Genomic DNA, 4,639 nt, shown 5'->3' on the forward strand with positions numbered 1-4,639 from the left:
GCGAGCCGCTCTCGATACTTGAGCTTCAGGGCCTCGGCAAGGAGCTTTGGCGCGAAGTCGAAGCGACGGCGCACGTCGAGCGGGAGCGGGCCGCGTGGGACTGATGGCCGACCTCGGCCGGGGGCCGGTCGCGGTCGACACAGCTATCTTCATCTACTTTATCGAAGAACAGCCGCGGTTTCTCCCCCTGGTTGCCACGCTGTTCAAGGCCGTCGCCCGCGGTAGGCGTCAAGCGTCGATCTCACGCGCGATCAACTGCGCGCCGCGGCCCAGCTCCGCGCCGTCACCGGTGTCAAGACGCCAGACGCGCTCCAGCTCGTGGCGGCGATCACGGCGCGCTGCCACAGCTTCTTGACGAACGACCGGCGTCTCCCCGAGATTCCCGGCCTTCGCGTCCTGCAACTCGAGTCATACGTGGGATCCGCCGTGTGATTAGCGGCCTCACCCAGGCCCTCTCCCCTGCGGGGAGAGGGATTAGAGGATGCGCATGGCCAGACGGAGCGCTTATCTCCGTCGACGACGGCGGGCGCCTTCCCGGTAGCGATGGGGCGGGGGCAACGGGTCCGGCGCCTCGGGCTCCACGTCCTCGGCCACCGGAGCCTGGAAATGGCCGTGAAGCAGGAGGGCCAGGATGCGGTCGCGATGCTCGTGCTCGGCGATGCGCCGCGCGATCGGAGCGAACTCCGCGAAGTCGTCGAGCGGCAGGTTCTGGCCCTCGGCCGCCAGGCGGCTCACGATGCGCTCCACCTTGCGCGCCTGCACCTCCTCGTCGGACGGCACCGACAGCTCGCCCACTTCGACGTGGTAGCGCTTCACGAGGCGGTTGAAGTTCATCAGGTCGTGGGCGGAGACGAGGCTGATGGCGCGTCCGCTCTTCCCCACCCGGCCCGTGCGGCCGGCGCGGTGGATGTACTGCTCGGGCGACTCGGGCGTCGAGAAGATGAAGACGTGCGAGAGGTCTGCGATGTCGATGCCGCGCGAGGCGACGTCGGTCGTGGCGAGGTGACGGATCTCGCCGGAGCGGAAGCGGTCCATGACCCGCTCGCGCTTCTTCTGGGGCAGATCGGACGAGAGCATGGCCGCCGGCAGGCCTTTCCCGATCAGGAACGCGTGCACCTGCCGCGTCTCCTCCTTGGTGTTGCAGAAGATCATCGAGGAGGCGGGGTTCTCGTACTCGATGAGCTTGTAGAGGGTGGCCTCCTTGTGCAGCTTGGGGGTCAGGCAGTAGAGGTGCTCGACCTCCTTGACGTAGATCTGGTCCTCGGAGAGCAACACCCATTCCGGCTCGGAGAGGTAGTGATAGATGAGACCGCGGATGCCGAGGGGAACCGTCGCCGAGAAGAGGAGCGTCTGTCGCTCGGCGGGCATATACTCCATGATCTGGCCCATCTCCACCGCGAAGCCCATGTCCAGCATCCGGTCGGCCTCGTCGAGGATCAGGGTCTTCACGCCGTCGAAGCGCAGCGTCTTGCGCCGGAGGTGGTCGAGCACGCGCCCGGGCGTCCCCACGATGACGTGGGCTCCCGCCCGGATGCCCTCGAGTTGGCGGTCCATGGAGTCGCCGCCGTAAATCGTCTCCACCTTCACTCCGCGGCCGCGGCCAATCTCGGAGATCTCCCGGGCGACCTGGAGGGCCAGCTCACGCGTGGGCGTGAGCGCCACTGCCTGCACGTGCTCGACGGCGGGATCGACCTTCTCCACCACGGGGATGCCGAAGGCCGCCGTCTTGCCGGTGCCCGTGCGGGACTGCACCACGAGGTCCTTGCCGGCGAGGGCCCGGGGCACCGTCTCGACCTGGACCTCCGTCGGAGCCCGGTAGCCCATGCCGTCCAGGCTGGCCAGGGTCTCCGCCGTGAGGCTCAGATCCCCGAAGCTTCGCGTCGTGGCCGTGATTTCCATAGCAGACCATTATCCCCCGCCCCATGACGGAACGCACGGCCCGCCTGGTGGTGCTCTCGATCTCCTCCCTCTTCGTCCTGTGGGGGCTTTGTTACATCTACCGCACGAGCGCCGTGGTGGCGGGCAGCCGCATGTTCCTGCTGTGGGATGACGGGATGATCTCCATGCGCTACGCGCGCAACCTGGCCGAGGGTGACGGCCTGACCTGGAACGGCGACGCCGAGAAGGTCCAGGGAATCACCAACCTCGGCTTGACGCTGCTCATGGCGCTCATCCACCTGCTGCCGGTGAGCCTGTGGCACACGTCGCTCGTCTACCAGCTGCTCAGCCTGGCTATGGCCACTGCGTGCCTGCCCCTCGTCTACCGGCTGGCCATCGCGCTCTTCCGCGAGCGGGCCGTCGGCGTGGCGGCCGTCCTCGCGACGGCAATCTATGCTCCGTTCGCGATCTGGAGCCTTCAAGGCGCCGACGTTCCCGCGGTCACGCTGCCGGTGCTGGCCGCGGTCGTGAAGGTGGTGGAGACGGAGCGGCGCGGGCAGCCCTGGCCCGGGACCAGCTTCGCCCTCCTGGCCCTGGCCGTCCTCGTGCGGCTCGATGCCAGCGTGGCCTATGCCGTCGTGCTGGCCTTCTGCGCGTGGCGCGAAGGGACCGGCTCGCCCGCGTTCCGTCGCGGGTTCGTGCTGCTGCTGGCCACGTGGGCCAGCCTGCTCGCGTTCGGCTACTTCTACTACGGCGACCCGCTGCCCAACACGTACTACCTCAAGGCCACCGGCTCCCCGCGCCTGCTGGTGCTGCAGAGCGGCCTGCGCCAGACGCTGGGCTTCGTCGCCGTCGTCTCCCCGCTGCTGATCGTGCTTCTCGCGGCCGCCCTCGCCGCGCGCCTGCGCCGGGACCGGGCACTAGCCCTCACCGTGACCGTCGTCCTGACGGCCTTCCTCTACAACGTCTGGGTGGGCGGCGACTGGATCGACCGTCTCGTCAGCCGGTTCCTCGCGCCCGTGATGCCGATGTTCATCACGCTGCTCATGGGCGCGTGGTGGGCCGTATGCCGCGCCCTCGGCGAGCGGGTCGTCCGTGCCGGTCCCTGGCTCTTCGTGGTGGGCGCGCTGGCGATCACGCTGCAGGTCAATCCTCCGGGCGCGCTGGCGGAATGGCTTTCCTTCGAGAGGGAGACGCTCTACAAGGAGAAGAATGTCGCCCAGGCCCGGCTCGGCCTCTACCTCCGGGACCATACGGACCCCGGGACCACGGTGGCGTTCCACTGGGCCGGTACTGCCGCCTACCTGGGCGGGCGGCCCGGCATCGACGTGCTGGGCAAGTCGGACCGCCACATCGCGAAGATGACCGTGGACCGTTTCATCCCCGCCCACTCCAAGTGGGACTGGGACTACGTGATCGCCGAGCGGCGTCCCGACGTCTTCGTGGAGCAGACGCGGGGGCTTCTGCGCCGGCCGGACTTCAACGAGGCCTACCGCGCCGCGCGCACCGCCGAGGGTGAGTGGATCTTCGTCCGCCGGGGCTCCGAGCCGAAGCTGCACGACCCGAAGGTCGCCTACGTCGAGATCGCCTCGCTGCGGGAGCCAGGCGAAGCCCCCTGAGTACGCGTCGGCTATAATCGAACGTTTGGGGAGGGCGGATGGCGATCACCTGCGCGCGGTGCGGACGTGAGGCGGAGCCGCCCCCGCGCCAGCGCATCGGGTTCCCGGGCCCGGTCAAGGAGCGCATCCTGCAGTCGATCTGCGCCGAGTGCTGGAAGGAATGGGAGGGCGTCGAGGTCAAGGTGATCAACGAGTACCGGCTGAGCTTCCTCGATCCCCAGCACCGGGAGATGCTGCAGAAGGCGTGCTTCGACTTCTTGAAGATCCCGCTGGAGGCCTGAGCCGGCCATGGTCCACGTAGAGGGGCTGACCAAGCGCTACGGGGAGCGAGTCCTCTTCGAGGACGTGTCGTGGCACGTCAAGAAGCAGGACCGCATCGGGCTCAGCGGACCCAACGGCGCGGGCAAGACCACGCTGCTGCGCATGCTGGCCGGCCTGGAGGAGCCCGACTCGGGGTCCATCCGCATGGCCTCCGATACCACCATCGGCTATCTGCCCCAGGACGGCCTCGTCCACACAGGGCGCACCGTGTATGACGAAGTGGCGCTCGCCTTCCAGGAGCTGCTCTCGTTGAAGGCGGAGCAGCACGCGATCGAGGACGAGCTGGCGACGGCCACCCACGACGACGGCGGCGATCACGCGAAGCTGCTCGAGCGCTACGCGGAGGTGACCGAGCGCTTCAAGCACCTCGGGGGATACGAGATCGACGCGAGCGTGGCGGACGTCCTCAAGGGCCTCGGCTTCTCGCTGGCCGATCAGCCGCGCGCGACCGAGGAGTTCTCCGGCGGCTGGCAGATGCGTATCGCGCTCGCCAAGCTCCTTCTGGCCCGGCCCAACCTCCTCCTCATGGACGAGCCCACGAACCACCTGGACCTGCCCGCGCGCAACTGGCTGGAGGAATATCTCCACGACTATCCCGGCTCGGTGGTGCTCGTGTCCCACGACCGCTACTTCCTCGACGCCACGGTCGCCCGGATCACGGAGGTCGGCCTGCGCACCCTCACCGACTACCACGGCAACTACTCGCACTACGTCGTGGAGCACGAGGCGCGCATGGAACGGCTGCGCGAGGCCCATCGGCGGCAGAAGGAGGAGATCGAGAAGGCCACTCTCTTCATCAACAAGTTCCGCTACCAGGCCAC

The 4,639-nt window shown here is 68.2% G+C and carries 4 protein-coding genes; 3 read left to right on the forward strand and 1 reads right to left on the reverse strand.

The annotated features are described in order from the left end of the window. Positions 1-504: 504 nt before the first annotated feature. On the reverse strand, positions 505-1,899 hold the full coding sequence (locus tag VGT00_15165; protein ID HEV8532759.1) for a DEAD/DEAH box helicase: 1,395 nt from the start codon (positions 1,897-1,899) through the stop codon (positions 505-507). 23 nt (positions 1,900-1,922) lie between these two features. Here VGT00_15165 and VGT00_15170 point away from each other — a divergent pair, with 23 nt between their 5' ends. From VGT00_15170 to VGT00_15180, 3 genes are all read left to right on the forward strand, one after another. Then, positions 1,923-3,497, forward strand: coding sequence for a hypothetical protein (locus VGT00_15170; protein ID HEV8532760.1), 1,575 nt, complete (start codon positions 1,923-1,925; stop codon positions 3,495-3,497). Positions 3,498-3,535: 38 nt separating this feature from the next. After that, on the forward strand, positions 3,536-3,778 hold the full coding sequence (locus tag VGT00_15175) for a Fe(2+)-trafficking protein (protein ID HEV8532761.1): 243 nt from the start codon (positions 3,536-3,538) through the stop codon (positions 3,776-3,778). A 7-nt stretch (positions 3,779-3,785) separates the two neighbouring features. After that, positions 3,786-4,639: ATP-binding cassette domain-containing protein (locus VGT00_15180; GenBank protein ID HEV8532762.1), on the forward strand; the 854-nt coding region annotated here is incomplete at its 3' end.

Source organism: Candidatus Methylomirabilota bacterium, assembly GCA_036002485.1.
Taxonomy (GTDB): Bacteria; Methylomirabilota; Methylomirabilia; order Rokubacteriales; family CSP1-6; genus AR37.

Coding starts and splice junctions, on each gene's coding strand:
- VGT00_15175 (HEV8532761.1), top strand. CDS start 3,536: ATGGCGATCACCTGCGCGCGGTGCGGACGTGAGGCGGAGCCGCCCCCG.
- VGT00_15165 (HEV8532759.1), bottom strand. CDS start 1,899: ATGGAAATCACGGCCACGACGCGAAGCTTCGGGGATCTGAGCCTCACG.
- VGT00_15170 (HEV8532760.1), top strand. CDS start 1,923: ATGACGGAACGCACGGCCCGCCTGGTGGTGCTCTCGATCTCCTCCCTC.